This window comes from Bordetella genomosp. 4 (assembly GCF_002261185.1).
GTDB lineage: Bacteria > Pseudomonadota > Gammaproteobacteria > Burkholderiales > Burkholderiaceae_B > Bordetella_A.
Genome location: NZ_NEVQ01000008.1, coordinates 244,576 through 271,380, shown reverse-complemented (window position 1 = coordinate 271,380; position 26,805 = coordinate 244,576). Strand labels below are relative to the sequence as shown.

Sequence of the window (26,805 nt, the reverse complement as noted above, 5' to 3'; positions counted from 1 at the left end):
CGAAATCAAAGCGGGGGCGCGGCTGCACGCTCATCATGGCCGCATGAGGCCACTGAGATCATATTGGACGCCATGCCGGCGCCGCTGCATCAGAAACTCGTCCTGGTTCTGCAGCGCAGTCCGCGGTTGAGGCGACACATTCCTAACCGATAGAGGTGTTTTCTCATGCAGCTTGAATCCAGTACGAGCGAAGCCGATACGGAAGCTGTCGTACCGGCCACGAGCCAGCACCTGTGGGTCAGAGAAGTTGTAACGGTCGGGAATGATGCTGGACGTTGAGACAAGCTTGATACCTTCGATATTCACACCCGCTAACTGCATCATACTGCGCACCCAATCCGCACAATTCCCCGCCCGCAAGGCGCGACGGCCTTTTTCATCGGTCGCGGTATAACCGTCTGCCCCCTTGATCATTTCAGCGCTACGCACGCTGTATCGACTCTCCAGGTCAGCCGCCAGTTTGGCGAGATCTTCGTCGCTCATCAGGACGTCAAATTCGGGGAGCTCGCCACCGAAATTCTTGACGCGAATCTGGGCCAAATCTTCGTTGGGATTCTTGGCGCGGACCGCGAATGGCGTTGATAACGTGTCGTGGACTATTCTTTTGGCTGCTGCGGCCAATCTGTTGTTGTCCTCCTCGGACATTGGCGCTGCTGCCAGGTTCTCAATATAGTTACTGAGCCTTTTGGGCTTGGTCAAAAATATATCTCTGAGCCGGTCCGCCGTCCAACTCTCGTCCCAGCCGGCCGGCTTCAACTCGCTAAGCCGGGAAGCAAGTGGCTCAAAATCCCGAATCGTCAACGCATCCGAAAGCGACTCGGGCTCAGACTTCGGCTGACGAGCTGCCTTTTCGCGAATGCGCGCCATGATCGAATCAACTCGGAGAGAGTCGGACAACGCGAGCCTTTTCTGCTGAGTCGCAATAGCGTCCTTTACGAACTGCTCATAGAAGGCTTCGAAGGAACCATCCTTCTTACTACTCTCGAGCTCTTCCGAACTTGGGGTGGCGTCCCAATTGTCGGGTTTGAGTTTTCGCATCGCAGCGGCAAGGTGGACGTTCGCGTTTTGCCGATGCTCTTTCGCGATAGTCTTGGACGCCTCTCGCATCTGTAGTTCTTTGCGAACCGCCTTGAGATCCAACTCCAAGGCTTCGATGTTCGATAGTTTCTCAATTTTGTAAGAAAGCTGATGAATCGCACGTTGGCAATACCAAAGCTCCGCCAACAAACCATTGACCTCGGACGGGAAGAGTTTCTGAAGCTGCCCGCGTTCGCTAGCAGAAAGTCCCTTGCCGTCCTCCAGCAGCCCTTTAACGCTTGCGCCGAAACGACTGGATGCGTCTGTGACACTGCGCACCAGGTCTGCCCGCTTTTTAGCGGCCTCGCTTGTGTCGACGTATGCTTCCTCGACGGTTCCGATTCGTTCCTTCATGGTCCCAAGCACCTCGTGCATTGGCGTGTTGCGAGGCGGGCGCTGCAACGACTCGAGCGATAGCTTCGCCAGCAGCCCCTGGTCGCGAAGCGATTGAAGTAGCGTCGGGCACCATGGCCGCTCGGGCGCAGGCGCTGCCGCCTGTGCAGGGGCAGCCCCCTGGGCGGCGGCGGCGGCTGCGGCTTGAGCAGCGGCCGCTTCCTTGTCGTCGAGTTTCATTTCGGCGAGATGGTCAAACAACATCTGGATTCGAACGAGTTCCACCATGGCGCTGGCCTGCCTATGTTGATGGATCTTCAGCTCTTTACCCAGCTCCTCCTTGGAAGCAGTCCTGCCATAAAGATGATAGAGGGGCACATCATCCAACTCTTCCGCTATTTCACGTTTACGCAGGACTTTCGCGGTCTCGATGATTTTTTTAATTTCTGTAATCGGCAAACGTATGCTGGTGACATCCTTCATCTTTCCGCTCCCCATGCCCAACAGGCCGGTAGGAACGGATCTGCCGATTTTCCGATCTGCCTCTGAAATAACCGTCGGATTAGTCATTTTGTACTCAGCCTCTCCTCCGTTCATGCTCTTAGTCACTTCCGCCTCAGAGAGCCTGATCGTCCCACGGAGCAGCGACTCGTCCGTGAGTTGCTCAAACAAAGACGGGTCCGGCCGTGACATATCCGTCACGTAAGCAAAATCGAGCTTGGTAAGTTTCCACTTATGCGTTTCGGGATCCAATGTCTCGATATACATGGCTGCGTGCCGAGGGCTTTCAGCGATTAAATGAATCACACCCGCGTCCTTCTCAAGGGTGAATCCCGAGTAGCGAGAGTGGGCAGGACCCGCCGCACTAGCTTCGAACATCTCATTAAACGGTCTTTCGGCGCGGCCTACGGTTGACCGATTCTTGAAAGCCAATCGCTCTAACGCTTGAAAGTCGTTTTTTGTGAGATCGCAGAGACGTCCCGTCTTCTTGTCAATTAATCTGCTTTCTACGTATTTACCGACGAGACGATCGAAGGCCACCTCCTTGGTACTGACGGAGTCCACGCGAGCACCTCGGAAATAGGCCAGCTTAAGCGATGCCAGGCAGTGCGCCAGAGTTCTCTCGGCAACGTTTTCCTCCGGGGGAACGCTTCCCCGGGGTGCAAGCATCAGGCGTGCTGCGCCACGCCCGACCTCAACAGCGTCTTGATTTCCCTGACTCGACATGTCGCTGTTCGTCGTAAGGCGAATGACGTCCGATCCGGCCTGGCTACGCCGTAGCAGAGCCTTATAGTCTTTCAAGGGATCGAAATTCTGAGCGTCTGACAAACGCCCGCCCGTGGATTGCGGACGATAGCGTCTCACCCCGCTCATCGTAATGGATGCAAATTGAATTTCGGCCTTCGTTCTGAGCTCGGCAATCATTCTCGGCGTGAGGAACGCGCCCTTTCGGGAGGACAGGAGGTCGATCTCCGCTTCGATTCGCTTGATGGCGGCGAGCCGGACCACGCCCATCGACACGCAGCTTTGATCAGTGCCGCGAAACAGCCCCTTTTTTTCCACGCTACTGATTTCCGAATTCAGCTGATGGGCGCCATTCTCCGTCCGAGCGTCGATAGGCTCTCCGCCCAAGTATTCCTCACGCAACTCGGATTTGAGTTGGTCGAACAGCTTCTGCTGCTGGCCTAATGTCGACGCCGTGTGAACACGATACCCAAGCCATCCCCAAAAGCCCCAGGCTGAAACGGTAGACTCAGTCCGAAAGCCTGTGGTGGTTTCCGTGCCAGCGTTTATATCTGTAGACGTTTGCTCAACCACCGCGTCGTTCAGGGAATCCGGCGAGAAGGTTGTAGAAAGTAATTTTCCGACCATCTTGGCACTCCATTGCTTCAATAGCGCTGCTCGGCGGCGCTTCGCCAGGCACACGGCCCATTAGTCAATAGGTTCGGATTCGTTGTTGCCAATTGGTGGCAACTTCGCAAAACGTCTTGAGAATAGGCAAGCAGTCATCCGGACAATGGACGCCGGTAGGGACGTGCCTGAAAAGGCATGCGACGGGATCATCCGGCCGGAGGGCGAGTACCGCGCCTTCCGTGCCTGCCCCGAGAAAATTCGCTCGTCCGATATCCTGCAGAAACGCATCACCGCTCGGCACGCCGCCTAGCTCCGCATACAAGAGCACGCTCTCGACGCCAGAAGTCTCCAGACTGACGGTGACCTGCACATCACCCGCGAGCGTGAGATAGAGGACGGCGCTGTCCTCAGCTTGGGGGGCGCCTAAAAGGCGCGCGAGTTCTGTCAGAAAGAGCTGCCCACTCATTTGCATCGTCCGCTCCGGATGCGTGATTGAGATATTTAATTGTGATCGTGAGTGGCAGTATGAAATTTAAAGTTCCAATTGGAACTTGAGCGCGGACAGCCCTGTGCACAAATCCTACAGAAAGAAATTCGTATCTATCTCCCACAGGTTACGGACGAAATGGAGCATATGAAACATTAGGAAATACCCAACACGTATCAGTAAGGCTTGTTACATTCTAGATGCCACCGCTTTAATTTTTACACGCCAGCGCACGCCTGATTCCTGTAGCCTGACTACTGGTTTCCCCTAATGGGATTCTGATTTCCCCGACTTGGGGCCGCATGATCGTCATTTCACAGGAGTCTCAACATGATCAGCAAAACCTTGATTCTTGCTTCGGTATTGGCCGTAGCGCTGACCGCTTGCGACAAGAAGGAAGACACCTCGAGCCCCGCCGGCTCGGCACCGTCGACCACGGCACCGGCACCTACGACCCCCGCTCCCACGGCGCCTACGCCCGCTCCGGACAGCTCGAGCACCACGACCCCGGGCACCTCGACCACGCCGGGATCGTCGGGTGGCTAATTCCGTTTTCTGGTGAAACTCGCCAGACATGAAAAGGGGCTACGGCGATTGCCGTAGCCCCTTTTTTATTGGAGGGGCGGGTCGCCCAAAAATAAAAACGCCCCACAGGGGCGTTTTTATTGCACAGAGACGGGCCATCGGCGACGGCCCTGCTCGAACATCAGACCATTTTGTCCTTCAGCACGCCCAACAGACGCTGTGCGGTTGCACTATTGTCACGCTGGCCGCTGGCGTTGAGCACCGTCACCTGGGTCTGGCCACCGACTTCGGTCAGATGGATGCGGTACTGCGCCGCTTGGGACGGTTTGTCACCAGAGAACATCCGGCTGAAGAAACCCGGCTCGCTTTGCTGAGCGCCCGTATCCGTATCCACATAGCGCACGAAATACTCGCCAGCGGAACGATCACGATCATCCACCGCAAAACCGCCCGAATCCAGCGCCACGCCAACACGACGCCATGCGCGGTCAAAGGACTCGTCAACCACCAACATGGCGCCATCGGCGCGCACGTCCTGCTGGACCTTCGGCGACTGCGGCGAAGCCTCGGCCTGAGCCACCAGCTTGCGAGCGCTGTCGACGTCAGTACCCAGATACACCATCAGGCGCGCCAGCATGGCGGCGTTCAGACCGGGATCTTCTTTACCGTGCTCCCATTGCACTTGGGAGTCATCAGAGCCCACGCGTTTTTCGAACATCTGCTGGTGCGAGATATAGATCTCGGTACGCCCGTTGACGCGCTCGACACGCGTACGGAATTTCTCGCGCTCGCCGCTATCCCACACCGAATCCAGGATGGAACCCAACGCCTGACGCAGCCAGCTCTCGGGGATCTTGGCACGGTTTTCGGCCCAGTTCGTGTCGATCAAACCGGCCTTTGGATTGTTGTTCGCAATCGTAAAGCCGGTGTCTGTCCAGAAATCGACCACTTTGGGAAAGACTTGCTCGGGAGGCAAATCGACCACCAGCCAACGCAAATCGCCATCACGCTCGACGCGCATGTCGCTGCGCTCGGGCAGCACATTGCTAGTCTGTGCTGACGAAGAGGCGACTTGCTGGCCCTGCTCTTGATATTGCGAGAACGTGGTGCTGCCCGAGGCAGGAGCACGATAACGTGGATCGTTCGATGCCTGAGTCAGATCCGGAGGGATGCTCAGCGGTTCGCCACGTTTTGTGCTTTTGTAATCGATCGACTCTTCGCCGCCGAGAAATTCATTCACATCGCTGCAACCCGCCAGCAATGCCAGAGCCATCAATGCCGACGCAGCGGCATGACGTTGGTTCATACGCATCCTCACTTAAATTAGAGCAGACCCGTTTCCTGGAGCGTGCGACGGACCGTATCGTGATGCTGCGCGCCGAGTTCGACCAGCGGTAACCGGTAACCCAACGACGTACGGCCCATCTGGGCAAGCGCCCATTTCACAGGAATGGGATTAGCCTCGACAAACAAGGCCTTGTTAAGACGGGCCAGGCGTGAGTTTAGTTCACGCACTTTTGGAACGTCACCGGCCAGGGCCGCAGCACAAAGCTCACGCATGAGTCGTGGTGCGACATTGGCTGTCACTGAAATATTGCCTCGGGCGCCCAACAGAATGAGTGCGGCAGCGGTAGGATCATCGCCGCTGAACACTTGAAAATCTGCGGGGGCTTCGCGCAACAACAACGCCCCGCGGCCGATGTCGCCGGTCGCGTCCTTGATACCGATGATGCCCGGGATTTGCGCCAGACGCAGCACGGTGTCGTTGCTCATGTCAGCGACCGTACGGCCCGGCACGTTGTACAAGACCGTCGGTAAATCCACCGCCTCGGCGACCGCGCGAAAATGCTGATAGAGGCCTTCCTGAGAAGGTTTATTGTAGTAAGGCACCACGGACAGGCCCGCCTGGGCGCCCACGCGCTGGGCGTGACGCGTCAGATGGATTGCCTCGTCGGTCGAGTTGGCGCCGACCCCAGCGATCACCGGAATACGCCCCGCCGCGTGCTCTACCGCCACACGGATGAGCTCGGCATGCTCGTCCATGGACACCGTGGGAGACTCGCCCGTGGTCCCGACCACCACCAGGGCGTCGGTGCCTTCGGCGACATGCCAATCGATCAGAGATCGATAAGCCGGGTAATCCAGGCTGCCATCAGGCTGCATGGGCGTCACCAACGCCACCATGCTGCCCTGAAAAGTAATCGTTGCGGAATCGGGGGATGCCATGAAAATGGGCTCCGAACCCGGCGCAACATGCACCGGGCGAGAAACAGGTCAGTCGAACCGTCGAGTTTACCGGAATATTGGCAATTACAAGAACCACGTCACGATGGTTGAGCCCAATTCCATAAAGGGCCGCATCAAGGTCCACAACACATCGGTCGCCAGCAATACCAGCACGATCACCAAGCCATAGGGTTCGATCCGGGAATATTGCCAAGCCAGGCGGTTAGGCAGCAGGCTGAATAGGACACGACCACCGTCCAGAGGCAGAATAGGCAGCAAATTGAGCGCCATTAGGACCAAATTGACGTTAATACCCGCCATACCCACCTGATACCAGTAGCCCTCTTCGATGCCGGCAGCCAGGAACAGGCGCATCGAGATGACCCACAGAATGGCCATGACCAGATTGGCGGCAGGCCCCGCCAAGGCCACCCACAGCATGTCCTGCTTGGGCCGGCGCAGGCGCCCGAAGTCAACCGGGACGGGTTTGGCCCAACCGAACAGCATGCCCGGCCCACCCATCAATTTGGACATCAGCAAGATCGCCACAGGAACCAGTATGGTGCCGACGGGATCGATGTGGCGCACAGGGTTGAGCGTGATGCGCCCCGCCTGCTCGGCAGTGGGGTCCCCGAACATACGAGCCACATAACCGTGGGCCGCTTCGTGCAGAGTGATCGCGAAAATAACGGGGATCGCGTAGATCGCGATGGCTTGAATAATGTCGGACATGAGGCGCCGGAGTTATCTTTTTATATCAGACCAAACCCAACGTGGCGGGATCACCCCGACCACGCCGCAGCACTGCCGGCTCGTCGCCGGTCAGATCAATAACGGTAGTGGGAGATTGCGGGCAAGCGCCGGCATCAATGACAGCAGCCAGCTCGTGGGCATAGCGATCGCGGATATCCTCGGCGTCGTTAAGCGCCTCGTCTTCATCCTTGGGGATCAACGTCGTAGACAGCAACGGCGCCCCCACCTGCTCGAGCAGCGCCAAGGTCACCGCGTGCTGCGGCACACGGATCCCGATCGTCTTGCGAGATGGGTGAGATACCCGGCGCGGTACCTCGCGGGTCGCCTCGAGAATAAAGGTCCAGGGCCCCGGCGTCGCGGCTTTCAGCAAGCGGTATTGGCGATTGTCGACCCGTGCAAAATGGCCGATCTCGGCCAGATCGCGACACAAGAGTGTCAAATGGTGACGTTCGTCCAATCCACGCAACCGCCGCAACGCATCGGCGGCCGCTTTGTCGTCGAGATGGGCCACCACCGCATAACTGGAGTCGGTCGGCACCGCCACCAAACCGCCGTCGCTGAGCCATTGAGCGGCCTGTTTGAGCAATCGCGGTTGCGGATTGTCAGGATGAATGGAGAAAAAGAGAGCCATGGGTTTATCCTAGCATCCTTAGCGCTTGCTCAGGAGAAACAAGATGCGCATGGATGACTCGCGGGAAAGTCAAAATATCGAAGATCGACGCTCAAGCGGCCCGCGGTTCGGCGGACGCCGTGGGTCGATCGGCATAGGCACCATCGTACTGGCTTTGGTGGCGATCTATTTCGGCGTGGACCCCTCGGTCGTGCTGCAAATGGCCGATGGCACCGCTCCGGTACAACAACAGCAAACCTCGACCCAACCGCCAGCCAACGATCCGCAGACGCGTTTCGTTTCCAAAGTCTTGGGCGAGACCGAAGACGTCTGGAGCACGATTTTCCAGGAAAACCTCAATCGGCAATATGTCCCGCCCAAGATGGTCCTGTTCCGCGGCGCGACCCCGACCGCCTGCGGCACCGGGCAATCCGCCATGGGGCCGTTTTATTGCCCTGCGGACAGCAAGGTCTATATCGACCTGAGTTTCTTTGATGAAATGGACCGACAGCTGAACGCGCCGGGGGATTTTGCCCAGGCCTACGTCATTGCTCACGAGGTTGGTCACCATGTACAACACCTGCTCGGCATTTCCGATCAGGTGGATCAGCTACGCCAGCGTAACCCTGGCCAGGCCAACGCCCTGTCGATCCGCATGGAATTACAGGCGGACTGCTTCGCCGGGTTGTGGGCACGCCGGGCCGACCAGGCTCGCAACATCCTCGAAAGCGGCGACATCGAAGAAGGCCTGAACGCCGCGACCGCCATCGGCGACGACACACTGCAAAAGAAAAGCCAGGGCTACGTCGTCCCCGATGCCTTTACGCACGGTACCTCCGCGCAACGTGTGCAGTGGTTCAAACGCGGTCTGGACAGCGGCGACCTGCGCCAATGCGACACGTTTTCCAGCAAGACCCTGTGATCGCCACTCGTTGATTACCCAGGCACATCGGGGCGACGGGCTAGCCGTCCAGACGGCCTACCATGCCGGCTCTCCGAATGGTAGGCCGTACCGATTTAGAGCCAACTAAACGGTTGCGGCCTGCCGACAACGCCACGATCTTGTAATATTACGGCCCTTTCGGGTGTCCCACTGCACCCGCTGAACGACAACAGCCCCAAACGGCGCATGGCCACTACGCAAGCCCCTCTCATTACCCCGGCAGAAGTCCGCGAAATCCTGGCAGAGCCCAAGGAAACCGCCAAAGCGGTGACCTGGACGCCTCGCCCAGCGCCCGGACAAGCCCAATGGGTAGAATTCGTCTCGTCCTGCCGCCTGCGCGGAGAAACGCGCGACGACATCATTTTTCGTACGCTCTATCGTCCGGCACGCACTGCCGTGCACGGACAAGCCATCATCACCCTGGCAGAAGCCTGTTCGGCCAGCCTGTTCATCGGACCGCATCGCGTGCTGGGCATTGACACCAACGATGCGTACCACACGAATCTGGCTGGCACAGACCTGCCGCTCTACAGAAACGTGCTCGACCAGCGTACCCACCAGCATCTCTGGCATCACGAGGGCGAAGGCTATGCCGAGCCCGTCGTCCCTGCGCTGAACGACATCGCCACCCTGATTCCTTATTTTCTGCAACGCGCCAATCTGACGCTGGCGGGCGGCTTTGCCCATCCGCTCAAAGGCCGTCAGATTGAACTGCTCATCTGAATATGACCGCATTTCTGCCCCCGGCCGGCTGGACGGTCGTGCCCGCCGGAGAACGCGCCGTACGCGCCATCACGCCCGTTGCCATGGGCCTGGACGGCCAGCACGCCACGTTCTACATCGCTCACCCTGACGACAATTCGTTCTTTTTGACCGATGCAGGCGAGGCTGCCATGCATGCCGCCACCTATGGCGTCGAGCTCACGCCCAAACGGCTGGACCAATTGAATCAGACTCCGGGTCTCAGTCTGGCGCATTTCGACCATAGCGGCGCCATCACGGCCGCCGGCCCCCAATCGCAACTGCAGGACGCCCTGTGGGATGCGATCAAATTGACGACTGCCCTGACCTTTCAGTGCAGCCAATGGATGCCCAAATTCAGCCGCTTGCGTTTTCGAGCCGAAGTCGGCCGCACCCTGGCCGAGGCCGTGGGCGCCGACCGGTTGGTCCAAAGCGCAAAAGCACGCGCCAGCAGCGGCCACACCGCCGAATTCGCCTATGCCGTGCGCAGCACCGCCGGCGCGTCATTGACCTTCATCGAGCCCATCGCACTCAAAGCAGGCAAGAAAATCGACTGGACGCAGGTCTACCAGACGCACGGCAAAATGTCGGACGTCAAAATGGCCGACGCGGATAACAGCCGCCTGGTCATCCTGGAGGATGGCGCAGCCGCCGAGGAGTTCAACAAGGCGGTATCGATTCTGGAACAGTCCGCGATCGTCAGACCGCTGGGTAAAGCTCGCAGCTGGTCGGAGATCTTCGCTAATTAAAGGGATAGGCGCGCCTATCCCGTGACCCCTGTCAGGGCGTCAACAATCGCGCACCCATGGCTGATCGCCTGGTGTACCGCTTCGCGCGGACTGAATACAAAATTCCCTTCGGCGAAGCTGGGGACTTCATACTCGTCGCCCTCTTCTTGCACGGAATCGGCCTGAACCACGAATACCGAAGCAGTAAAGACGGGCGACCCCGACGCGTTTGCCTTGCTGTCTTGGACACCCCGGGTGACTTTAGCCGTCAACCGATATCCTTTGTAAACAAAATTATTTGGATGCACTCGTAGGCCCTCTCTAAAGGGCAGCATACCTCGCATATCATGACAAGCCTGATAAGTTTTGTAACGGACTGAAGAATCGTCTGCGTCTGAGTCAAGCGCGGCTCACCCACAGTGCTATGTACGGTACGGTCTGGCTGCTTAATCGACCGCTCGATGTATGAACCACGCGCATTTGCGTTGCCGATTTTTTCTATGCTAGAATTCGGCCTCTTTGCAGTACAGCGGTGGCTGTAGCTCAGTTGGTAGAGTCCCGGATTGTGATTCCGGTTGTCGTGGGTTCGAGTCCCATCAGCCACCCCACCGCACTTGCAGATTCAAGCCCTTGATTTCCAGTTGGAACGAGGGCTTTTTTCATGTTCGAGCTGCCAACAAAAACGAAAAGGCTCATTTGCAAACGCGGCGTCGAAGCCCGCTTGTTGCTCCCCCACGACGAAATGCGAGCTAACGGCTACAACTTGGTATCCTGACGCACCTGCCATGTATAGGCATGACACCCTGCGAGAGTCATTCAGAGCTGCATATGGATCGCTTCGACGACCTTTTACATGAATACTGGCCCCATTTGGTATTCGGCATCAGCGTAGTGGCCGGCACGGGCGCGGCCGTCCATGCTGCCATGACCAAACAGGACGTCCGTGCAGCAATTGGTTGGGTCGGGGTGGCCCTGTTTTCCCCTCTGTTTGGCGCTCTGTTTTATTTCGTCGCCGGGGTAAACCGCATCCGTCACACGCGCGTTTCACAGCAACGCGATGAAACCCCCCTGTCTTACGCGAGCTACGAGCAGGAACCCATCGACGATGTAGTGCCCTACTCGGCCATGCAATTTGCGTCACTCCGGACACTGGGCGACAAGATCAGCCATTTCCCGGTCGTAGGCAATAATTCCATCACGCCGCTATCAGGAGGCGACCAAGCCTACCCTGCCATGATGCAAGCCATCCGCCAGGCGCGTCATTGCATCGCCATGCAGAGCTATATCTTTGACAGCGACCCAATCGGCCGGGAAATGGCGCAGGCGCTGATCGAGGCGCACGAGCGCGGCGTACAGGTCCGGGTCCTGATCGATGCGATCGGCAGCAAATATTCCCGTCCGCCTATCGTGCGCATGCTGCACCGCGCGGGTGTGCGCGCCGCGTTGTTCATGACCAACCCGCTGGGCGTGCTGCGCATGCCGTATGCCAATCTGCGCAGCCACCGCAAGATTCTGGTCGTCGACGGCAACCTGGGCTTTACCGGCGGCATGAATGTGCGCGCGGCATTTGTCACTGCCTTATCCGGCGATCAGACCAACAAAGACGTCCACTTCCAACTAGAGGGTCCCGTCGTCACGCAGCTCATGTCTGTGTTCGCGCACGACTGGAATTTCACCACCCACGAGATGCTCGAAGGCGAGCCCTGGTTTCCGGCCCCGCCCTCAACGCCAGCAGGCACGGTACCGCTGCGATGCGTTCCCTCGGGGCCTGATCGCGCTGTCGTCAGCACGCGCAATATGCTTTTGGGCGCCCTTGCCGTCGCTCAGCATCACATCCGCATTCAATCGCCTTATTTCCTGCCTGATCAACCGCTGATCCTGGCGCTGGCCACCGCCGCTCGGCGCGGCATCACTGTCGATGTCGTGATTCCCGGGCGCAACAACTTGCGCTTGGTCAACTATGCGATGACGGCGCAGCTGGACCAGATCATCCGCACGGGATGCCGCGTATGGCGCTCAGCGGGCTCGTTCGATCATTCCAAGCTGATGACGGTCGACGGCGCCTGGTCGTATATCGGTTCGTCGAATATGGACCCGCGCAGCCTGCGGCTGAATTTCGAACTCGACACGGAAGTCTACGATCACAAGCTGGCGCAGTGGATTGGTGATCGCGTGGATGCCTATATCGCTGATGCACGACAAGTCACGCTAGAGGATCTCTATCGACAACCGTTTATCAAGCGGCTGCGCAACAAGATTATCTGGCTGGCTTCGCCGTATTTGTAATATGCGCAGCTTTTTTTAAAGCGCTTGTATGCGCCCCTGCGAAACACACAGTACGACACACAACGTCTCTCCTCGCCCGGTATAAGGAACTCGTACCTTTTCGGGAGTAAATGCAATGAGACCATCATATCCGGCGAACCTTTCCGCAGGCCGTTCGCCCCGCTTGACCATGAAGCGATTATTAGCTGTACTCCTTTTGCTCGCGGGTGGATTCAGCGTAGAGGCCGTCAAGCCAGTGCAGTGCACACTGATTTTCAATAGCCGGCCTTATCGTCCCCGTTCACCACAGGACTAGGCATTAAACCGTCGGGGACCGTGAACTGGCGCCAGATACTCCGCGTCTCTTGAAAACCGAAAATTGCTGGCGGATTTCCTCTAGCAAACGAGCCGCGGCCCTCGGCAAGGGTCGCCCTTGGCGCACCAATAACTGAACTTGGGCCGACGCGCACAATGGATGCGCCAGATCCAGCGCGACCAATCTCCCGGCAGAAATCTCCGGCGCCGCGGCCAGGCCTGCGCCGACCAACGTGACGCCGTCGGTAGACTGCACAAAACGTTTGATGCCAGCGACTGAATTGCAGCTCAGCGCAGGGCGTAGCTTGAAATGCCCTGCGTACTCCAATAACTCTACCAGGCGACCGACGCCATACCCAGGCGGCATGAGCGCCAACGGATAGTCCATCATGTCGGCCACCGTCAATGGCCTGGCAACGGCGGTCAATGGATGTCCTGCCCGCACCAACAGCTTTGCCGGTGCGGGAGCGCTCGCCACCACCTTGACCTCCGGCTCCGACGGCGGGTGATAGGCCACGCCAATGTGGGCCGTATCGTCCATCACCCGGTTAACCAATTCCGTAACGGGTAACGCGTCAATCGAAATCGACAACCCCGGATACGCAGCACAAAACGGCACGATGACCTGATCCAACAGTCCATCGATAAAGCCTTCGCTGGCCACGATACGGACCTCGCCTTGCGCCATGGATTCGACGGCATGCAACCGCTCTGCCAACTGCTCGCGATGCGCCTGGCACCCTTTCCAATACTCCAGGAGGTGGCGTGCTGCGTCGGTGGGTGCGACGCCGCGCGCCTGTCGTTCAAACAACATCAATCCCAACTCGCTTTCCAGTAAAGCGATCTGGCGTGTGAGCACCGAGGGCGCCGTATTCAAGGCATCGGCGGCGCCGCGAATGGAGCCATGTCGGAAAACCTCATGAAAGTACCGCAAGCGCTTTTGATTGATTTCACGCATGGTCGCATGTCTGGAGTGTTGCCTATATAGCAACTATATAAGAAATAAATTGCTATTGCTCGAACACTTTCTCTCTCAAATAATGCTTCTACATCAATCGCCCTGAGGGCACTCATTGAAGGTAAGGGGAAAAAGCATGACGAAACGCATGATGCTGGATGCCAGCGCGCAGACAAGGCGCCGGGTAGGGGAGACCATCGCACGCCTACGAAAGAAAATGATCTGTCTCGCCGCGAGTGCGGTGGCGCTGTCGGCCATAGGTACCCACGCTACCGCCGCCGAACAGCCATTCCCGTCCAAACCCATCACGATGCTCGTCGCTTTTCCTCCAGGCGGGCCCGCCGATGTGCTGGCGCGTGCCTTGCAACCGACCATGTCTAAAGTGCTGGGCCAAACAGTGATTGTGGAGAACGTCCCCGGCGCAGGTGGCGCGCTGGCGGCACGCCGCCTGCTGAACCAACCGGCGGATGGCTATACGCTGATTCTGGGCTCCCCCAACGAAGCCATTCTGGCGCCGCTCACCAACACTGCCGCCACCTATAAGCCCGAAGACATGGTGCTGCTGGCACCTATCTCCAATCACCCGCTGGTGGTCATGGCGCGATCAGATCTGCCCTATCACTCGTTGGAGGAAATCATCGCGGCGGGTAAACGCACCGGGAGCAATGGCCTGACATTCGGCAGTCCGGGCCATGGATCGATGTACCACATCATCTCTGAATACATCGCACAAACAACAGGGGCTCAACTGGTACAAGTTCCCTACAAAGGGGCCACTCCCATGATGCAGGATCTCGTGGGCCGTGCAATTGACTTCACCATTCTTCCCAACATAGGAAACTCGATCCAACTCATTGAGACTGGCAAGATCAAAGCGGTAAATGTGCTTGATCGGCAACGTATGCCTACGTTGCCCGACGTGCCTGCGATCAGCGAAAGCAACATCCCGCAAAAGCAAGAGATGGTCCACTCCGTTTGGACTGGCGTCATGACCAAAGCCGGTATTCCCGAAGACCGTGTGCGCATTCTGTTGGATGCCGCAAACCAGGCTATCCATGGCCCTGAAATGGGACAGGCATTAGCACTGTCCGGCACGCAGCCCTCGCCGTCGCAATCACTCGAAGCGTCTGCGTCGTTTTATGCCAGCGAAATCGCCAAATTCAAGAACATGACCCAATCCATTGCCTTGTCTCCGCAATGACACTGCGCCGACAGCGCAGGCAGACACGACTACGACGACTCTTCAGGACACCTTAAAAATGAATATTCTTATTGCAGGCTTTCAACACGAAACCAATACCTTTGCTCCAACACCCGCAACATATGAGAGCTTCGTACGTGGCGAAGATTTTCCTGCAATGGTGCGAGGTGAGCAGATCTTTGATCTACTGAATGTGAATCTGCCCATCAGCGGCTTTATTCACGCCATACGCCAGGCCGGTCATACCGTGACGCCCGTGATCTGGGCGGGCGCGGGCGCTTCGGCGCATGTCACCCGAGATGCCTACGAACGTATTGCGGGTGAGATTCTGCAAGCCGTCGAGACAGCGCAATATGATGCGATCTACCTGGACTTGCATGGCGCAATGGTGACAGAGCACCTGGACGATGGCGAAGGCGAGCTGCTCACCCGCATCCGGACCATAACCGGGCCTGATGTCAATATCGTCGTGTCGCTCGATCTGCATGCGAACGTCACTCAGGCCATGCTGAGCTTAGCCGATGCGTTGGTAGCCTATCGTACCTATCCCCACGTCGACATGGCCGCAACGGGACGCCGGGCAGCAGCGTTGATGTTGGTCCTGCATGAATCCCGCTCGCCCCTCAACTTGGTGGCAAAGCGCCTTCCGTTCCTGATCCCTGTCAACAGCATGTCCACGATGCTGCAGCCCGCTCAAGGGATCTATGATTTCCTGGAACTATTGGAGCGAGATGGCATGCTGTCTTTATCCTTCACCCCCGGCTTTCCTGCCGCTGACTTTGCCGAATGCGGACCGGTGATATGGGGCTATGGCAGCGATCAAAAAAAAGTTGAAGCCGCGGTCGCGAAACTCTACGAGTTCGCGACTGAGCCGGAGGACCAATGGGCCGTGCAATTCACGGAGCCGGACGCTGCGATACAGCACGCAGTGCAAGTGGCCCAGCATGCCCAGCGTCCAGTCATCATCGCGGATACGCAGGACAATCCAGGCGTCGGCGGCGACTCGAATACCACGGGGTTGCTGCGTGCGTTGGTGAACGCAAAGGTCCGAGATGCCGCCATCGGATTGATATGTGACGCAGCAGCCGCCGCTGCCGCACACCAGGCCGGCGTTGGAGCGAGCGTCGACATCGCTCTAGGCGGATGCCCGAAAGTACCTGGGGATGCCCCTTTCGAAGGCCGTTTTCGAGTCGTAGCGCTATCCGATGGCAAATTCGTCTATGGCGGACCGATGATGCACGGCAAGGCCGCCGATCTCGGTCTCATGGCCTGTCTTGAAATCGATGGCGTACAAATCGCCGTGAGCTCGGCAAAAGCCCAACTGCTCGATAGAAATATGTATCGAGCCGTCGGCATTCATCCGGAGACCAAAAAGATACTGGTGAACAAGAGTTCCGTGCATTTTCGCGCGGATTTTGGCGACATTGCGCAAGAGATCCTGGTGGCGCGCGCGCCTGGCCCTTTCATCGCCGATCCGGCGCAATTGCCCTGGACCCGCTTGGGCAAGGGAATGAGAATGTGTCCGACGGGCCCAGCATTTCAATCGTGAGGCCATGGCCGGTGACGCCATGCCAGGGGTAGTCCCCTCGTCACAACGGGATAGACCAGCGCCCGTCTCCGCCGGCCCAAACGGGGCCTGATTGTGCGCCCTCCTGAAGGCCAATATGCCCCTGCAAACTATAGGTCGAAGCCCCGTATTCGGCAGATCCATGATATGAATACGGACAGTAAAAAACCGTATCCATAAAGAGGGAGGCATTTGATGCAGTCAGACACCATCTCATCGCCGCAGCGAATCGGCGTACCCCGCGAGATATTTCCTGGCGAAAAGCGCGTCGCCACGGTACCCGAAGCGGTAGAAAAACTCGTCAAACTGGGTTTTCGGGTTGCAGTCGAGGCTGGCGCCGGCGAGGCGGCCAATTTCAGCGATGAGTCCTATTCGGCCGCAGGTGCAGAGATCGTCCAGGACGCCGCGGCGCTCTGGGCAGAATCCGACATTGTCTTCAAAACACGCCCTCCCAGCACCGAAGAAGTCGCCCTGATGCGCGAAGGCGGGACCCTGATCGGCTTCATCTGGCCCGCCCAAAATCCGGATCTGATGCAGCAACTCGCCGCGAAAAAGGCAACCGTGCTGGCCATTGACTGCCTGCCGCGCACGCTGTCACGCGCCCAGAAAATGGATGCGCTCACCTCCACGGCCGGGGTCAGCGGCTACCGAGCCGTCATTGAGGCAGCCAACGCATTCGGGCGCTATTTCAACGGACAGATCACCGCAGCAGGTAAAGTCCCGCCTGCCAAAGTCTTCATCGCAGGCGCCGGTGTGGCAGGCCTGGCGGCCATCGGTACGGCGGCCAGCCTGGGCGCCATCGTACGCGCCAACGATACCCGCGCCGAAGTCGCCGATCAGGTCAAATCCCTGGGCGGCGAGTTCGTCAAAGTCGACTACGAAGAAGAAGGCAGCGGCGGTGGCGGCTACGCCAAAGTCATGAGCGAAGGCTTTCAGGCCGCGCAGCGACAGATGTACGCGCAGCAAGCAAAAGACGCGGACATCATCATCACCACGGCTCTGATCCCCGGCAAACCGGCGCCCAAGCTCATCACCGCCGAGATGGTGCAATCGATGAAGCCCGGCAGCGTCATCGTCGACATGGCCGCAGAGCAAGGCGGCAATTGCGAGCTGACCGTACCCGGCGAAGCCGTCGTGCGTCATGGCGTCACGATCATCGGCTATACCGACCTGGCCTCGCGCCTGGCCAAACAGTCGTCCACGCTGTACGCCACCAACTTGCTGCGCCTTGCCGAGGAACTGTGCAAGGCCAAGGACGGGCATGCCGTGATCAATATGGAGGACGATGCGATCCGAGGCCTGACGGTAATCAAGGACGGCGCCATTACCTGGCCCGCTCCACCGCTAAAGCCCGCAACGCCTCCTGCCACAACTGCCAAACCGGCAGCGCCTGTTGCCGAAAAGAAAGGCGGCCACGGTCATGGCAGCAGCGGTCCGTTGCCGGCCAAAACGCTCGCGATCATTTTTGCCGTCGCGGCAGTGGCCTTCTGGTTCATCGGCGCCTATGCGCCGGCAGCATTCCTGGGGCACTTTACGGTGTTCGTACTGGCGTGCTTCATCGGATACATGGTGGTGTGGAATGTGACCCCTGCACTGCACACACCGCTGATGAGCGTGACCAATGCCATTTCCAGCATCATTGCCATCGGGGCGCTAGTGCAGATCGCGCCGCCAACAGCGGGCGTGAACGATCGACCCGATGCGCTGATTCACTGGCTGGCTTTTGCCGCGCTCGTGCTCACAGCGGTCAATATGTTTGGCGGCTTTGCCGTCACCCGTCGCATGCTCGCCATGTTCCGTAAATAAGAACAATAAATAAAGGAAAGACATCATCATGTCCCAAAGTCTCGCCACGGTGGCCTATCTCGGTGCCGCCATTCTCTTTATCTTGAGTTTGAGTGGCCTGTCCAATCCAGAAACTTCACGTCGCGGTAATCTGTTCGGCATGATCGGCATGGCGCTGGCCGTATTGGCGACCGTGTTCGGCCCCAGCGTCAGCACCTCAGGCATTGCCTGGATTGTCATTGCGTTGGTTGTGGGCGGCGGCATCGGTCTCTATGCAGCCAAGGTCGTCAAAATGACCCAGATGCCTGAGCTGGTCGCGCTCATGCATAGCCTGGTGGGTCTGGCGGCCTGCATCGTCGGATTCGCCAGCTATATCGACCCCACCATGAAATACGAAGGTGCGGAGAAAATCATCCACGAGGTGGAAATCTACGTCGGTATTCTGATCGGTGCGGTCACGTTCTCGGGCTCGCTGATCGCGTTCGGCAAACTGGCAGGGCGCATCGGCGGCAAGCCGCTGTTGCTGCCCGCGCGCCACTGGCTCAATCTGATTGCCCTGCTGGTGGTGATCTGGTTCGGCCGGGAATTCCTGGCAGCGCCCGACGTCAATGCCGGCATGCTGCCGTTGATTGTGATGACCGTGATTGCCCTGCTGTTCGGCATACACATGGTCATGGCCATCGGCGGCGCGGACATGCCTGTGGTCGTCTCCATGCTCAACAGCTATTCGGGCTGGGCAGCCGCCGCTACCGGATTCATGCTGAGCAATGACCTGTTGATTGTGACGGGTGCTCTGGTCGGCTCATCGGGTGCGATCCTGTCGTACATCATGTGCACGGCGATGAACCGCAACTTCATCAGCGTCATTGCGGGTGGCTTTGGCTCGGGCGGCGGTACGCCTGCCAAGAAAAGCGATGCAGCCGAGCCTCAAGGTGAAGTCGTGCCCGTCAGCGCCGCCGAGACATCCGAGATGCTGCGTGACGCCAAAAGCGTCATCATCGTGCCGGGTTACGGTATGGCGGTGGCCCAGGCTCAACACACGGTGTACGAGATCACCAAGACACTGCGCGAAAAAGGCGTGGACGTCCGCTTTGCCATTCACCCGGTGGCAGGCCGTATGCCAGGCCACATGAATGTGCTGCTGGCCGAGGCGAAGGTGCCCTATGACATCGTGATGGAGATGGATGAAATCAACGAAGATTTCCCCGATACGGATGTTGCCATCGTCATCGGCGCCAACGACATCGTCAATCCTAGCGCCGCCGAAGACCCGTCCAGTCCCATCGCCGGCATGCCGGTGCTGGAAGTCTGGAAGGCCAAAACCTCGATCGTAATGAAACGATCAATGGCATCGGGATATGCGGGTGTGGACAATCCGCTGTTCTACAAAGAAAACAACCGCATGTTGTTTGGCGATGCCAAGAAAATGTTGGATGAAGTCTTGGTCGCACTGAAGGGTTGAGCCGGTAATCGGCACAATCCGCTGGCGTCCTCCACGCGACTGCGTACTCGTTCGCGTGGAGGAAAACTACTAATCAACTACGAATAAACGCCAGCAAATCCGCATTGAATTTTTCCTTGTGCGTATCGGTCAGGCCGTGAGGCGCACCAGGATACTCAATCAACTTAGCATTCTTGATGAGCTTGACCGACGCGCGGCCCGAGGCTTCAATCGGCACGACTTGGTCATCGTCGCCATGAATGACCAGCGTAGGCACGTCGAATTTCTTGAGGTCTTCCCTCATATCGGTTTCGGAGAACGCCTTGATCGAGTCATAGGTGTTCTTGTGTCCGCCGAGCATGCCCTGCATCCACCACAGATCGATCAGCGGCTGTGATACCTTGGCACCGGGGCGATTGAACCCGTAGAACGGTCCCGACGGGAAATCACGATACAGTTGCGAGCGATTGGCCAATTGCGCCGCGCGCAGGTCGTCGAACGCCTCGATAGGTGTTCCGTTTGGATTGCTGGGCGTCTTCAGCATGAATGGCGTCACGGCCGAGACCAGGACCGCTTTCGCAACGCGCTTGGTGCCATGACGGCCAATATAACGAGCGACTTCGCCACCACCCGTGGAGAATCCGACCAGAACAACGTTCTTCAGGTCCAGGGTTTCGATAACGGTGGCGAGATCGTCGGCGTAGGTGTTCATGTCGTTGCCTTTCCACGGCTGGCTGGAACGCCCGTGGCCGCGCCGATCGTGCGCAACGGTTCGATACCCCTGCGAGGCCAGGAACAACATCTGCGATTCCCAGCTATCGGAGTTCAGCGGCCAGCCGTGGCTGAAAACGATAGGCTGGCCTTCGCCCCAGTCCTTGTAGTAGAGCTGGGTGCCGTCCTTGGCCACAATGGTCGAGCTGGATGCGGCAGCACCGCGCGTAGCCGCAGCGGCTGGCGTGACCGCCTTGGCTGTGGCCGGCTGGGACATCCCGGCCGCCAACAGGGTTCCTACGGCGGTGGCACCGCCAATCAGGACATTGCGGCGCGATGAAGGGTCTTTGCTTGCGGTATGGTCAGACATGAGATCGGTCCTCGTCGTTTTCAATGGGATGTGATCGACGAGGAGCCTGTGCCCAATCGACCGATCACGTTCGTTGATATTGCGAGGAGATCGTAGGGCGGGCGCTATTGAGGCGGTAGCCATGCGAAAGGACGCATGGTGTTGCCTGGCGCGCAGCAATGCTGCCGGGGGTGTGGCCTTGATGATCTGGCCCGCCCTACACGATTCGAACGTGTGACCGCTCGCTTAGAAGGCGAGTGCTCTATCCAACTGAGCTAAGGGCGGGTATCGGGGCCGTGCGTATGATAACGCGCGGCAATTGTACCGTCTCGCGGCGACCGATCTGAGCCCACAGAATGTAAAAACTCATCGGAATCGTGAAAAATATCCCGCGATTTGCGCCTGATACCCGGAGACGTACGACACAATGATTACATTTTACATGCCGTTGCAGTAGCATCCTGGCACCGGAACGTGACGATGCTACATTGCCTCGTCGTCTTATCTCTGCCTGATTATGCTTTCGGACACGGTCTCCTCGTCTTCTGGCGCGTTGCGCCCCCTGGTTTTAACCGCACTGCTCGCCGCGGCGATGCCTGCGGCAGCCGGGATCACTTATCAACTGGAGCGGCCGTCGGCGGCGCCGGGTGAAACGGTACAGATTCAAGCCGTCCTCTTTAATGACGGAACGGCGGCCACGAACTGGCGCCCTCCCACGCAACTGGTCGTACAGTGGCGCGGAACGGACGGCAATGTCGTGCGCAGCATGGCAACATTGGCCAGCCCGCAGGCGGCAATGAACATCCCGGTCAACAATTTTGCCCGCATGGCGTGGACGACTGTGGTGCCGCAACAAGCCAAAGGCCTGCAGGCGCTGTCCATCGAGGGCGAACCCGCCATGATGGCGTTGGACGTCTCAGGCCGGGAAACGGGTACGCTGGCCAGCACGCCGGCAAACAGTCCGGTGGTCGATGCTGGCACGGGCCAGCCCTTGCCAGCCGCTGCCGTCTCTGCGGCTGGCGCGCAACCCGATGCCGGCCCGGCACCTGACCAGGCCGCGCTGGCGCAGATGGAGAACAGACCTTCGGCGTTCGATGCGTTCCGTGGCGCGCTGTCGGAGTATGAACCGATCTATTTCGATATCGGTACTCGTGGCGGGACGACGGCGCGCTTTCAGATCAGTGCCAAATATCGCCTATTCAATCCGCCCAGCGGCCGTGCGCCGACCTTTGGAGAGAACTTCTACATCGGCTATACGCAACGCTCGCTGTGGGATCTGGAAGGCGATTCCATGCCGTTTATCGACACCACGTTCAACCCTAGCGTGTTCTGGCTGAACGACAATATGTGGAACTCCAGCAACCAGAATTGGCGCCTTGGCCTGAATACCGGTGTCGAACACATGTCCAACGGCAAGGATGGCGAAGACTCGCGCTCGTTGAACGATTTCTATGTCCAGCCAGCCATCAATTACCGTTTCGACAGCGGCAGCACCTTGACCTTTGCGCCCAGGATCAAGGCCTATTTTGCGGTGGAGGACGAGAACTCGGACTACACCGACTATGCCGGATATGTGGACTGGAATCTGCGTTGGGCACAAGACAACGGCGCAGTGATATCCGCGATGTATCGCCAGGGCGCGAGCCGTCACCGTACGACTCAACTGGATTTTGCCTGGCCGCTGAAACGGACGTGGCTGGACATGAACGGCTATCTGCATTTGCAGTACTTCAACGGCTACGGCGAAACCTTGCTGGGCTATAACCAGCGCAACGAATCGCAGTTCCGTATCGGTCTGTCGCTAGTGCCATAATGAGGTGAACACCGTATCGCTGACGAGGCTGGCACCATTTGCGGCCCCGCACGCGGTACGCCCCGCCAACACATACAAAGCCAGACCATGTATTTCGATATCTCTGCACTGAAAGGAAATAACGCCTACAAGCTGATGACGGCGACGATCGTGCCGCGTCCGATCGCGTGGATCGTGAGCCAGGATGAGCAAGGGCGCAATAACGCTGCCCCGTTCTCATTTTTTGGCGCGATGTCTGGCGAGCCGCCTGTGGTGTGCGTTGGCATAGGCACGCGGCCAGACGGCGTGCACAAGGATACCGCTGCCAATTTGCACATCGGTGCAGGGTTCGTGATCAACATGGTGTCGTCGGAATTGATGGCGCAAATGAACGTCACGGCGATCGATTTCGCGCCTGGCGTGGATGAGCTGCAAGCAGCCGGCCTGGAAATCGCCGCCTCGAACAAGGTAGCGCCTCCTCGCATTGCGGCCAGCCCGGTCGCCATGGAATGCCGCGTGCAGCAGCATCTGGATGTCTCTGCCCATCGGCGCATCATTGTGGCCGATATTCTCGCCATGCACATTCGTGATGATGCCGTGCTGGACGCAGAACGCTGCCATATCGACACGCCCCGCCTGGACCTGGTGGGCAGAATGCACGGCGGCGGCTGGTACAGCATCCAGAACAAACTGGTCGAGCTGCCTCGCATGACCGAAGCCCAATGGCGTGATCTCACGCCCTCTGAAGAATAAAGCCTGGGCTTGCCGGACAGCCGGCGGCTCATTCGCGCAAAGTTCGATAGCCGTACACCGCCAAGCGCATTTTCCGAAAATGTCCGACAATTCCCGTCCAGGGCGCCCGATCTAGAGGTAGCCCGCAAACAGGATACGGAGAAGGCGGTGGCAGGAACACGGACTGGCAACTGGTATTTTGGGTGGAACATTGTCGCAGCAGCCACCCTGCTGACCTTGCTGACGGTGGGCATGCGCATGGGCGTAGGCCCATTTTTTCTGCCTATCGCCCGCGATCTGGGTTTCAGCCGTAGCCTTTTGTCGGGCATCGTCGCCATCGGCATGTTGTGCTATGGGCTGGCCATGCCGGTGGCGGGCATGCTGGTTGCCCGGCATGGCACGCGCTTCGTTCTGTTGCTGGGCACAGCGATTGTGGTCATCTCGAGCATCTGGTCTGTCTACGCCCACAGCGCGGTCAGTTTCTTTTTATCTTTTGGCGTGCTTTTGTCGATCGGATTGGGGTTTACGAGTCCCGTCGCGCTGACGCCCGTATTGACACGGTGGTTTACCCGGCGGCGCGGGATGGCGCTGTTCTTTTTGTCTACCGGGTCCATGGCAGGGATCGCGATCATGACGCCCGTGCTGACTTTCGCTATTGAGTCTACTCATTGGCAAACCACTCTGCTGGGCTTTGCAATGGTGTTCACGGCCATCACTGTTCCGCTGGCCCTGTACGTCATTCGCGATCAGGCGCCCGAACACACGGATCTGACGCCCGAGCAAATCGCCCGTAAATCCAGCAGCCGCCGCACCAGCATCCCTGAAAGCCTGAGCTTTCGCGAAGCCACGCGCACGCAACCATTCTGGCAGATCACGCTGGGGCTCTTTGCCTGTGGGTTCAGCATGAACCTGCTAGGCACCCACGGCATGCCTATGCTGATGGATCACGGTTTTGACGCCACGACGAGCTCGCTGGGAATTGGATTGATCGGACTGGTGGCGATATTCAGCACGCTGGTGCTGGGCCGGATATCGGATAGCTTGCCGCGACGCCATATTCTGGCGACGATTTATTTGATACGCGGCCTGGGTTTCTTTGCCCTCATGGTGGTGGGCACGCATTGGGAACTCTATCTGGCGGCAGCCATCGGCGGCATTGTCTGGGCTGGCAGCATTGCGATGTCGTCGGCGATTCTGGCCGATATCTATGGCGTGCGTATTGTCGGGGTCCTGTATGGCTGCGCCTATCTGGGCCATCAGGTGGGCGCAATGATCAGTTCGTGGCTGGGCGGTTGGGGCTACGAGACTTTTGGCACGCATTGGGTGGCCTTTGGCAGTGCGGGTGCCATTCTGCTGCTGGCGTCATTGATCTCGATACGTCTACCTGCACAGGGATTCACGCTGATGGCTGCGCCCAAAATGGCGCACTGATTCGCGTATCGAGAACACCTCACGATTTCAACGCGTGAGCGTCAATCCTCATTCATCCAGCGCCACAAGGTAGAACGGCTGATGCCCAGGCGGCGTGCGGCTTGTTGACGCCGCCCGCCGCACGCCTCGAGAGCGTGGATAGCACGTGTTCGCAGAGACCCGTCGCCCGCGTTATGCGCCAAGGTTTGCGCACCCTCAAACAGCTCTGGGCAATCATGCCGCAAAGCATCGTAATCAATGGCGTCAGGGCTGTCGTATTGCGAGAGGAATACGGCAATACGTTCGCTCATGTTTTCCAGTTCCCGGACGTTGCCAGGCCAAGGATATTGCCTTAGCTGCGGCAACCACGGTGCAACGAGGTCAACGATGTCGCGCGCTGGCATGGCACCCAGTCGAGAAAGGCACCGCACAACCAGAGTGTGCAGCAAAGGCCCGATATCATCAGCGCGCTCGCGTAGCGCGGGCACTTCGAGACGCAGGGTATTGACGCGGTAATACAAGTCTTGCCGGAAACGCCGCTGTTCAATCATGTCGCGCAACGGCTGATGCGTGGCGACAATGATGCGTACATCGACGGGAATAGCAGCCGTCGCACCCACCCGGGTAATCTCGCGCTCTTGCAGCACGCGCAATAGGCGGCTTTGCAGGGGCAGAGGCATATCGCCGATCTCGTCCAGGAATATGGTTCCTGTGTGGGCCGCCTCGAACAAACCGCGTTTACCGCCACGCCTCGATCCCGTGAATGCACCCTCCTCGTATCCGAAGAGTTCGCTTTCCAGCAATGACTCGGGAAACGAAGCGCAGTTCACGGCGATGAAAGGCCGGTCGGCGCGGCGGCTGTCGTTGTGTATGGCTTGGGCGAATAGTTCTTTGCCGACGCCGCTCTCGCCTGCGATCAAAACAGTCAGATCGGTTTGCGCATAACGGCGAGCTGCCTGTACCGCGCGCAGAAAGCCAGGGCTCTGGCCGATCAGCTCGTCGAACCGGTATTTCGCCGTATTTTGCCGGCGGCGTTGCTGCACTCGCAGACTCGTGTCTGCCTCGTGGATACGGCCCGCGTCATAAAGCGTCAGCGCCGCCCCGACAATCGCGCCACGTTCACGGATGGCCGTGCGGTTGACGATCCAATCACGGCCGCCAAAGCGCTGCAGGCCTGCGCTCTCTTGCTGACCAGTGTCCAACGTCGTGCGCAGGTTCAGCTCGGGCCGCAACTGATCCAGCGGCTGCCCCCTCACGTCCTCGTCGTTGACTGCCAGCAAGCGTTGCATCGGCGGGTTGACGGCAATGATGCGATGGTCCCGATCGACGGCCACCACGGCGTCCTGCAGGCTGTGCAGTACGCCGTTGAGCTGTTCGTAACGGCCCGCCTCCAGGCGCGCGACACGGGCCAACTCGATAGCGTCCTCGAAGCCCTTGCGCACGCTGGCGAGAGAATATGCCAAGAGCCCATGCAGGCCCGCCTGCTCGGCCAGCTCGACGACCAGGCTGGACCCTACGATGACCTGGAAATTGTCGCGCCGCAGTTGTTCGAAACGTTGGCGCGCATCATCAGGCGTCTGATAAGCATGCTGGACAATTTCAATATTCAACAGGTCTTTGACGGCATCCAACTCGGGAATGGTGCGCCCGTACATCACGACGCCGACTCTGTCGGCTATGCGCCGCGCCTTGATCAGCGCCTGCAGGATGTCGAAGCCCCCTAGTTGAATGGTAGCGACCGGGGCCTGCAGCCCGGCGCGCAGGATGCTGGCGTTGGAGCCCGCGCTCACAAAGGCATCGACCAATCCGCGGTTCAAGCGGTCTTGGGCAATGTCCAGGGCGCCGCCAAAGGTGCCATCGACCACTTCGATATGGGCGCGGCCGGTGTACTCGGCCACCACCGGCATGGCGAACTCCCGAATTTGCCGGTAGCTGAGGAAACACAGGCGCGGCAGGTCGGCACGTGTCGTCAGGTCTGCGTAGCTCATGGCGATCGATTGCG

The 26,805-nt window shown here is 58.7% G+C and carries 22 protein-coding genes and 2 tRNA genes; 13 read left to right on the top strand and 11 right to left on the bottom strand.

The genetic code is table 11. The annotated features are described in order from the left end of the window. Positions 1–33: 33 nt before the first annotated feature. Both CAL20_RS06470 and CAL20_RS06465 read right to left on the bottom strand, forming a co-directional pair. A complete protein-coding gene (locus CAL20_RS06470) occupies positions 34–3,282 on the bottom strand; it encodes a hypothetical protein (protein ID WP_094837455.1) in 3,249 nt (1,082 codons plus the stop codon). Between the two features lie 64 nt (positions 3,283–3,346). Then, positions 3,347–3,730: a type III secretion system chaperone gene (locus CAL20_RS06465; RefSeq protein ID WP_179266625.1), complete on the bottom strand. Its 384-nt coding sequence runs from the start codon at positions 3,728–3,730 to the stop codon at positions 3,347–3,349. A gap of 351 nt (positions 3,731–4,081) precedes the next feature. On the opposite strand from CAL20_RS06465, the gene CAL20_RS06460 reads away from it, so the two are divergent. Continuing rightward, positions 4,082–4,297 (top strand): hypothetical protein, encoded by a 216-nt coding sequence (locus CAL20_RS06460; protein WP_094822431.1) that lies wholly within the window; start codon positions 4,082–4,084, stop codon positions 4,295–4,297. Positions 4,298–4,457: 160 nt separating this feature from the next. On the opposite strand, the gene bamC is transcribed toward CAL20_RS06460, so the two are convergent. The 4 genes from bamC to CAL20_RS06440 all read right to left on the bottom strand — a co-directional run bounded on the left by bamC (position 4,458) and on the right by CAL20_RS06440 (position 7,886). Further along, a complete protein-coding gene (bamC, locus tag CAL20_RS06455; protein ID WP_094822432.1) occupies positions 4,458–5,588 on the bottom strand; it encodes an outer membrane protein assembly factor BamC in 1,131 nt (376 codons plus the stop codon). A gap of 11 nt (positions 5,589–5,599) precedes the next feature. Beyond that, positions 5,600–6,502: a 4-hydroxy-tetrahydrodipicolinate synthase gene (gene dapA, locus CAL20_RS06450; protein WP_094822433.1), complete on the bottom strand. Its 903-nt coding sequence runs from the start codon at positions 6,500–6,502 to the stop codon at positions 5,600–5,602. Between the two features lie 84 nt (positions 6,503–6,586). Continuing rightward, positions 6,587–7,234, bottom strand: coding sequence for a site-2 protease family protein (locus tag CAL20_RS06445; protein WP_094822434.1), 648 nt, complete (start codon positions 7,232–7,234; stop codon positions 6,587–6,589). A 25-nt stretch (positions 7,235–7,259) separates the two neighbouring features. Continuing rightward, the gene (locus CAL20_RS06440) at positions 7,260–7,886 is read right to left on the bottom strand and encodes an L-threonylcarbamoyladenylate synthase (protein ID WP_094822435.1); all 627 of its coding nucleotides are present in this window, start codon (positions 7,884–7,886) and stop codon (positions 7,260–7,262) included. Positions 7,887–7,929: 43 nt separating this feature from the next. On the opposite strand from CAL20_RS06440, the gene ypfJ reads away from it, so the two are divergent. The 3 genes from ypfJ to CAL20_RS06425 all read left to right on the top strand — a co-directional run bounded on the left by ypfJ (position 7,930) and on the right by CAL20_RS06425 (position 10,298). After that, positions 7,930–8,787 (top strand): KPN_02809 family neutral zinc metallopeptidase, encoded by an 858-nt coding sequence (ypfJ, locus tag CAL20_RS06435; RefSeq protein WP_176456551.1) that lies wholly within the window; start codon positions 7,930–7,932, stop codon positions 8,785–8,787. Positions 8,788–8,994: 207 nt separating this feature from the next. Next, the gene (locus tag CAL20_RS06430) at positions 8,995–9,531 is read left to right on the top strand and encodes a hypothetical protein (RefSeq protein WP_094822436.1); all 537 of its coding nucleotides are present in this window, start codon (positions 8,995–8,997) and stop codon (positions 9,529–9,531) included. A 2-nt stretch (positions 9,532–9,533) separates the two neighbouring features. Then, entirely contained in the window at positions 9,534–10,298 is a 765-nt protein-coding gene (locus CAL20_RS06425) for a DUF1828 domain-containing protein (protein ID WP_094822437.1), read from the top strand. Between the two features lie 14 nt (positions 10,299–10,312). On the opposite strand, the gene CAL20_RS06420 is transcribed toward CAL20_RS06425, so the two are convergent. Beyond that, the gene (locus tag CAL20_RS06420; protein ID WP_094822510.1) at positions 10,313–10,585 is read right to left on the bottom strand and encodes a hypothetical protein; all 273 of its coding nucleotides are present in this window, start codon (positions 10,583–10,585) and stop codon (positions 10,313–10,315) included. 224 nt (positions 10,586–10,809) lie between these two features. On the opposite strand from CAL20_RS06420, the gene CAL20_RS06415 reads away from it, so the two are divergent. Then, positions 10,810–10,885: transfer RNA gene (locus CAL20_RS06415), tRNA-His, on the top strand. 220 nt (positions 10,886–11,105) lie between these two features. Beyond that, positions 11,106–12,563 carry a phospholipase D-like domain-containing protein gene (locus CAL20_RS06410; RefSeq protein ID WP_094837453.1) on the top strand — a complete coding sequence of 486 codons (1,458 nt, stop codon included), beginning with the start codon at positions 11,106–11,108 and terminating at the stop codon, positions 12,561–12,563. A gap of 298 nt (positions 12,564–12,861) precedes the next feature. Here CAL20_RS06410 and CAL20_RS06405 read toward each other — a convergent pair whose 3' ends face one another. Next, positions 12,862–13,815, bottom strand: coding sequence for a LysR family transcriptional regulator (locus CAL20_RS06405; protein WP_094837452.1), 954 nt, complete (start codon positions 13,813–13,815; stop codon positions 12,862–12,864). Positions 13,816–13,951: 136 nt separating this feature from the next. Between CAL20_RS06405 and CAL20_RS06400 the strand changes: the two genes are divergently transcribed. From CAL20_RS06400 to pntB, 4 genes are all read left to right on the top strand, one after another. Further along, positions 13,952–15,016 carry a tripartite tricarboxylate transporter substrate binding protein gene (locus CAL20_RS06400; protein ID WP_094837451.1) on the top strand — a complete coding sequence of 355 codons (1,065 nt, stop codon included), beginning with the start codon at positions 13,952–13,954 and terminating at the stop codon, positions 15,014–15,016. Between the two features lie 58 nt (positions 15,017–15,074). Then, positions 15,075–16,565: a M81 family metallopeptidase gene (locus CAL20_RS06395; RefSeq protein ID WP_094837450.1), complete on the top strand. Its 1,491-nt coding sequence runs from the start codon at positions 15,075–15,077 to the stop codon at positions 16,563–16,565. Between the two features lie 213 nt (positions 16,566–16,778). Beyond that, entirely contained in the window at positions 16,779–18,389 is a 1,611-nt protein-coding gene (locus tag CAL20_RS06390) for a Re/Si-specific NAD(P)(+) transhydrogenase subunit alpha (protein WP_094837449.1), read from the top strand. 28 nt (positions 18,390–18,417) lie between these two features. Next, the gene (pntB, locus tag CAL20_RS06385) at positions 18,418–19,830 is read left to right on the top strand and encodes a Re/Si-specific NAD(P)(+) transhydrogenase subunit beta (protein ID WP_094837448.1); all 1,413 of its coding nucleotides are present in this window, start codon (positions 18,418–18,420) and stop codon (positions 19,828–19,830) included. A 73-nt stretch (positions 19,831–19,903) separates the two neighbouring features. Here pntB and CAL20_RS06380 read toward each other — a convergent pair whose 3' ends face one another. Both CAL20_RS06380 and CAL20_RS06375 read right to left on the bottom strand, forming a co-directional pair. Beyond that, positions 19,904–20,890 carry an alpha/beta fold hydrolase gene (locus CAL20_RS06380; RefSeq protein WP_094822442.1) on the bottom strand — a complete coding sequence of 329 codons (987 nt, stop codon included), beginning with the start codon at positions 20,888–20,890 and terminating at the stop codon, positions 19,904–19,906. Between the two features lie 187 nt (positions 20,891–21,077). Next, positions 21,078–21,154: transfer RNA gene (locus CAL20_RS06375), tRNA-Arg, on the bottom strand. Between the two features lie 307 nt (positions 21,155–21,461). On the opposite strand from CAL20_RS06375, the gene CAL20_RS06370 reads away from it, so the two are divergent. The 3 genes from CAL20_RS06370 to CAL20_RS06360 all read left to right on the top strand — a co-directional run bounded on the left by CAL20_RS06370 (position 21,462) and on the right by CAL20_RS06360 (position 24,824). Next, positions 21,462–22,682, top strand: coding sequence for a phospholipase A (locus CAL20_RS06370; RefSeq protein ID WP_256981362.1), 1,221 nt, complete (start codon positions 21,462–21,464; stop codon positions 22,680–22,682). A gap of 87 nt (positions 22,683–22,769) precedes the next feature. After that, positions 22,770–23,414 carry a flavin reductase family protein gene (locus tag CAL20_RS06365; protein WP_094822444.1) on the top strand — a complete coding sequence of 215 codons (645 nt, stop codon included), beginning with the start codon at positions 22,770–22,772 and terminating at the stop codon, positions 23,412–23,414. Positions 23,415–23,561: 147 nt separating this feature from the next. After that, positions 23,562–24,824 carry an MFS transporter gene (locus CAL20_RS06360; protein ID WP_094822445.1) on the top strand — a complete coding sequence of 421 codons (1,263 nt, stop codon included), beginning with the start codon at positions 23,562–23,564 and terminating at the stop codon, positions 24,822–24,824. Positions 24,825–24,865: 41 nt separating this feature from the next. Here the strand turns inward: CAL20_RS06360 and prpR are convergent, their stop codons facing one another. Further along, a complete protein-coding gene (gene prpR, locus CAL20_RS06355; RefSeq protein ID WP_094822446.1) occupies positions 24,866–26,791 on the bottom strand; it encodes a propionate catabolism operon regulatory protein PrpR in 1,926 nt (641 codons plus the stop codon). Positions 26,792–26,805: the final 14 nt, after the last annotated feature.

Coding starts and splice junctions, on each gene's coding strand:
- CAL20_RS06410 (WP_094837453.1), top strand. CDS start 11,106: ATGGATCGCTTCGACGACCTTTTACATGAATACTGGCCCCATTTGGTA.
- CAL20_RS06380 (WP_094822442.1), bottom strand. CDS start 20,890: ATGTCTGACCATACCGCAAGCAAAGACCCTTCATCGCGCCGCAATGTC.
- CAL20_RS06440 (WP_094822435.1), bottom strand. CDS start 7,886: ATGGCTCTCTTTTTCTCCATTCATCCTGACAATCCGCAACCGCGATTG.
- CAL20_RS06370 (WP_256981362.1), top strand. CDS start 21,462: ATGCCTGCGGCAGCCGGGATCACTTATCAACTGGAGCGGCCGTCGGCG.
- CAL20_RS06470 (WP_094837455.1), bottom strand. CDS start 3,282: ATGGTCGGAAAATTACTTTCTACAACCTTCTCGCCGGATTCCCTGAAC.
- CAL20_RS06365 (WP_094822444.1), top strand. CDS start 22,770: ATGTATTTCGATATCTCTGCACTGAAAGGAAATAACGCCTACAAGCTG.
- ypfJ (WP_176456551.1), top strand. CDS start 7,930: ATGCGCATGGATGACTCGCGGGAAAGTCAAAATATCGAAGATCGACGC.
- dapA (WP_094822433.1), bottom strand. CDS start 6,502: ATGGCATCCCCCGATTCCGCAACGATTACTTTTCAGGGCAGCATGGTG.
- CAL20_RS06430 (WP_094822436.1), top strand. CDS start 8,995: ATGGCCACTACGCAAGCCCCTCTCATTACCCCGGCAGAAGTCCGCGAA.
- prpR (WP_094822446.1), bottom strand. CDS start 26,791: ATGAGCTACGCAGACCTGACGACACGTGCCGACCTGCCGCGCCTGTGT.
- CAL20_RS06460 (WP_094822431.1), top strand. CDS start 4,082: ATGATCAGCAAAACCTTGATTCTTGCTTCGGTATTGGCCGTAGCGCTG.
- CAL20_RS06400 (WP_094837451.1), top strand. CDS start 13,952: ATGACGAAACGCATGATGCTGGATGCCAGCGCGCAGACAAGGCGCCGG.
- CAL20_RS06425 (WP_094822437.1), top strand. CDS start 9,534: ATGACCGCATTTCTGCCCCCGGCCGGCTGGACGGTCGTGCCCGCCGGA.
- CAL20_RS06395 (WP_094837450.1), top strand. CDS start 15,075: ATGAATATTCTTATTGCAGGCTTTCAACACGAAACCAATACCTTTGCT.
- CAL20_RS06465 (WP_179266625.1), bottom strand. CDS start 3,730: ATGAGTGGGCAGCTCTTTCTGACAGAACTCGCGCGCCTTTTAGGCGCC.
- CAL20_RS06405 (WP_094837452.1), bottom strand. CDS start 13,815: ATGCGTGAAATCAATCAAAAGCGCTTGCGGTACTTTCATGAGGTTTTC.
- bamC (WP_094822432.1), bottom strand. CDS start 5,588: ATGCGTATGAACCAACGTCATGCCGCTGCGTCGGCATTGATGGCTCTG.
- CAL20_RS06445 (WP_094822434.1), bottom strand. CDS start 7,234: ATGTCCGACATTATTCAAGCCATCGCGATCTACGCGATCCCCGTTATT.
- pntB (WP_094837448.1), top strand. CDS start 18,418: ATGTCCCAAAGTCTCGCCACGGTGGCCTATCTCGGTGCCGCCATTCTC.
- CAL20_RS06390 (WP_094837449.1), top strand. CDS start 16,779: ATGCAGTCAGACACCATCTCATCGCCGCAGCGAATCGGCGTACCCCGC.